Annotated in this window: 4 protein-coding genes; all 4 read left to right on the top strand. The window is 41.4% G+C overall.

From position 1 onward, the window contains the following. The first annotated feature begins 119 nt into the window (after window positions 1-119). Window positions 120-1037 (top strand): LysR family transcriptional regulator, encoded by a 918-nt coding sequence (locus L1D50_RS22135; RefSeq protein WP_138524095.1) that lies wholly within the window; start codon window positions 120-122, stop codon window positions 1035-1037. Between the two features lie 309 nt (window positions 1038-1346). Then, window positions 1347-2159 carry a response regulator transcription factor gene (locus L1D50_RS22130; protein ID WP_138524093.1) on the top strand — a complete coding sequence of 271 codons (813 nt, stop codon included), beginning with the start codon at window positions 1347-1349 and terminating at the stop codon, window positions 2157-2159. A 139-nt stretch (window positions 2160-2298) separates the two neighbouring features. After that, on the top strand, window positions 2299-2667 hold the full coding sequence (locus L1D50_RS22125) for a VOC family protein (RefSeq protein ID WP_138524091.1): 369 nt from the start codon (window positions 2299-2301) through the stop codon (window positions 2665-2667). Window positions 2668-3026: 359 nt separating this feature from the next. Next, on the top strand, window positions 3027-3542 hold the full coding sequence (locus tag L1D50_RS22120) for a GNAT family N-acetyltransferase (RefSeq protein ID WP_138524089.1): 516 nt from the start codon (window positions 3027-3029) through the stop codon (window positions 3540-3542). Window positions 3543-3646 lie beyond the last annotated feature (104 nt).

Below are 3646 nucleotides of genomic sequence, written 5' to 3'. Positions count from 1 at the left end.
ATATATCATTCTATAAAGGAATGAGTTATACGTTGTATTCACAGATCAAGGTCAGAGTGTCGAAACCTCGAAATCACACTCGTTATGGAAGTTGCACTAAGAAAAATAAATGAGGGAAAATGGCTAAGCTTGATATCAACCTGCTAGTAATTTTTGACGCCATAATGGCTGAACAATCGGTTACAGCTGCAGCAGATAGACTAGCGTTGACCCAACCATCAGTGTCAAAAGCTCTTTCAAGGATGCGCTATGTCTGGAAAGACCCTCTGTTTGTTCGTGATGGTCGAGGGATCAAACCAACACCGAGAGCCGAAGTACTATGGCGAGAAGTCCGTCCGGCAATTCAGACTTTAATCGAAGCGACCTCCGAACAACAATTTGCTCCTACTAGAAGCGAACGCACATTTCGTATCGCATTGACTGACGGAATGACCCGTATACTCTGGCTGCCACTACGTCAACGGATTGAGCAGCAGGCACCGAAAATCAATCTGCACGCAATGCCGTTTCGTGGTAATGGGGAATCACTGTTGCTCGATGCTAAAGTTGACTTGGTGGTGGACTACTATGAAAACCAGAACCGCAAAATTATTCGCCAGCACCTATTTGATAATCATTTTGTTTGCCTGATGAGGCCGGAACACCCACTTGCTCAATCAGCCCTGTCTCTAAAGCTATTCTCGAACTCAGATCATCTGATGGTATCCCTATCCGGCGATACGAGCAGTGTGGTCTGCTCGGCATTAGCAAAACATCACCTACAGCGGCGTATTGCAGTGACAGTCAATAGCTTTTCTGCTGCAATTGATTTGATTAAGCAAACAGATCTACTCTGTGTGCTGCCCTATCTAGTAGCACACTCAGAGATCGCTACCGGAAGTTTGGTGAGCCAACCTCTACCGCTTAATGTATCGCCAGCCCCAATTAGTATGGCATATCATATTCGTACTGAGGCAGATCCAGGTGTACACTGGTTGCGTCAACAAATAATGGAAATTACGGCAGCGATACAATCATCATCCGACCAAGTGCCATAACGCATAAGGACTGTTCGTAAAAGTTACATACTATTCCCTTAATGTAAATTTGATACTAGACTCAAAACTGCTAACCCGTTGATCAAAAATTAGTTTGCTAAAATACATTTTCAAAAAAGATAGATAATTAGCATGATTGTTGTTTGTGGCATGTCAAACAGTGGTAAAACTTCGGTTGTTAAGCAATGAACAAGTTAAGCGCACCTAAAAAGCTGGCCATTAAACGTTGCTAAATTTACCAGCGTCTAATGTAGTTTTGTTTTTATTTGCTCTATTTTTCAACCGTCCATAGCTAAATACGGAGGTTTTATGGATTACAAAAAATTTTTACCTAGTGAAAATTTATCCTCATTTATCAATTGCTTTTGGACACTGGAAGTTGCTGCGGATAAGAGTGCTGTAAAGCAACGCATTGTTCCTGATGGCTGTATTGAGTTGGCCTTTATATTGGCTGATGACATTAAGCGCTATACTTCGGAGCATGACTACATACTGCAACCTCGCGCCATGGTACTTGGACAAACGGTTTCGCCTTTTTATATTCAACCAACTGGAGATGTTCGCACCTTTGCAGCTAGCTTCTTTCCTTATGCCTTTTCCCACTTTATCTCGAAACCGATAAAAAACTTAAAAAATAAGGAAACTTCGATTTACGAATTATTTAAGCCCGATGAGGCCACAAAGCTAGAAAGCGATATCATTCAAGCACAAAACACACGCCAAAGGATTGAGGTTTTAGAGGCCTTCCTTCTTCATAAACTGAGCGACCCGCAGACAATTGAGCACATTGTAAAAACAACGGTAGATATTATCTTTGCACAAAATGGCGATATATCTATTAATGCAATCACCAAATCAAATCCCAACAAAAGACGCCAACTAGAGCGGAAGTTTTTAGACCTTGTCGGCATAAGTCCAAAACATTTAAGTAAACTTGTGCGCTTGCAAAGCGCGTTAACACTCCTCATAAATCGTGAAGACAACCTCACCAACATCGCGTACAAAAGCAATTACTATGATCAATCTCACTTTATTAAGGACTTTAAAGCGCTCACAGGGGTAAACCCGCGAGATTTTCTCAATGACGAAAGCATGGCGCTTTCACTACTTTTCTATAAATAACACTGTCGCTTTTTTACAATTGATAATTATCCACTAGAGCTACCCTAAACCTGCTATCGTTTAAGCTAAACGAGCACCTAGACACAACGCTAGTCACTCGAGGTACTGGCTAACTTAAATAAAAAATAAGGACAACGACATGCATAGCTTCGCATCAATTTTTGAAATTCCAGCAACCGACTTAACCCGCGCCGTAAAGTTCTACAGCCGCATTTTTGCGGTCTCCATTGAAACCATAGATATGCCTGAAATGACAATGGCACTCTTCCCGTATGAAGGGCAATCTACCATAGGTGTGATTGTTCAAGGCGAAGGTTACACTCCTTCCAGCACTGGCGTCACTCTGTATTTAAACGCGGGTGAAGACTTACAGCAAGTGCTATCAAAAGTAGAAGAAAGCGGTGGGAAAATACTGACCCCCAAAACCCCACATGCTGACGAAAGCGGTTTTTTCGCGTTATTTTTAGATACAGAAGGCAATCGCTTGGGTCTGCACTCACCAAAGTGAACATAAGGATAAATTATCCGAAAATCTGTGCTTAAATTTCTGTGAAAATTATCACGGGTGTCGTAGATATCCCCGCATAAGCGCCATTGAGCACCTCGGGGGGCGAGATGATTTTCACTGTGGCCACGTGCTGTGGTGACGAGATTGTATGTTGTCATTTCCATCTCGCCAGATTGTACGACATAAAATACCTATTAATATGAATCCATAATTCACAGCAGAATAATAACGGTGACATTTAGAGTAGATGATTGAATCAACTAAAGAACTCGGCTAAGGTTGGCACAACAATGGAAAATATATTGAAAACGAGTAACTCTACAGACTCGTGATGATTTTTAGCGAAACAGGAAGGTGAGATGTCAACTTCATTTGAGACTTCAAGATTAGTCATAGCAGAAGTTGAAGATGATTTCTCTTCTTCGGCTCGCACATCACTACTTGAGCAAATCCCTAAGATACTTACTCCTTCAGTAGTCCAGAGCCTTCCTCCTTATTTTCATGACATCAACTCTATCCAAGCAGCTGAAATCTGGATCGAGAGAATGTTATCGGATAGCCGTTTACTTCAAGTAAGGTCAGAAACTCAGGAGCTAATTGGGTTTTTATTCGTATATGTAGAAAATGAACGAGAAGCTCATATCGGATATTTAATAGCTGAAAAGTACTGGGGGAAAGGGCTCGCAACTGAATTACTTAAAGGCTTCATCGAAGCGGCCTTATTGTCAGAGTCTTGGGTGAAACTCATTGGGGGTGTGGATAGTTCAAATACAGCATCGTCTAATTTACTAAAAAAGTTAGGCTTTGAAGAGCAAATAGGTGGCGACAGCAACGTCCTTTTCTTTGAATATACGCTCCACAGACCACCACCATAACAAGAAACTATAGCGTCAGTAACTATTCATATGAACTGACATCTCAGACAAAGCTTGATGAGTTGTTAAAACAAGTAACCCCATTTAGCTCAAAACATATTAAA

The sequence above is a fragment of the Pseudoalteromonas sp. Isolate6 genome, from assembly GCF_022398435.1.
Lineage (GTDB): Bacteria > Pseudomonadota > Gammaproteobacteria > Enterobacterales > Alteromonadaceae > Pseudoalteromonas > Pseudoalteromonas galatheae.
This window is presented reverse-complemented; position numbering and strand designations above follow the sequence as displayed.

What these genes read in the sequence shown, in the direction of transcription:
- L1D50_RS22135 (WP_138524095.1), top strand. Translation starts at nt 120, where the DNA reads ATGGCTAAGCTTGATATCAACCTGCTAGTAATTTTTGACGCCATAATG.
- L1D50_RS22130 (WP_138524093.1), top strand. Translation starts at nt 1,347, where the DNA reads ATGGATTACAAAAAATTTTTACCTAGTGAAAATTTATCCTCATTTATC.
- L1D50_RS22120 (WP_138524089.1), top strand. Translation starts at nt 3,027, where the DNA reads ATGTCAACTTCATTTGAGACTTCAAGATTAGTCATAGCAGAAGTTGAA.
- L1D50_RS22125 (WP_138524091.1), top strand. Translation starts at nt 2,299, where the DNA reads ATGCATAGCTTCGCATCAATTTTTGAAATTCCAGCAACCGACTTAACC.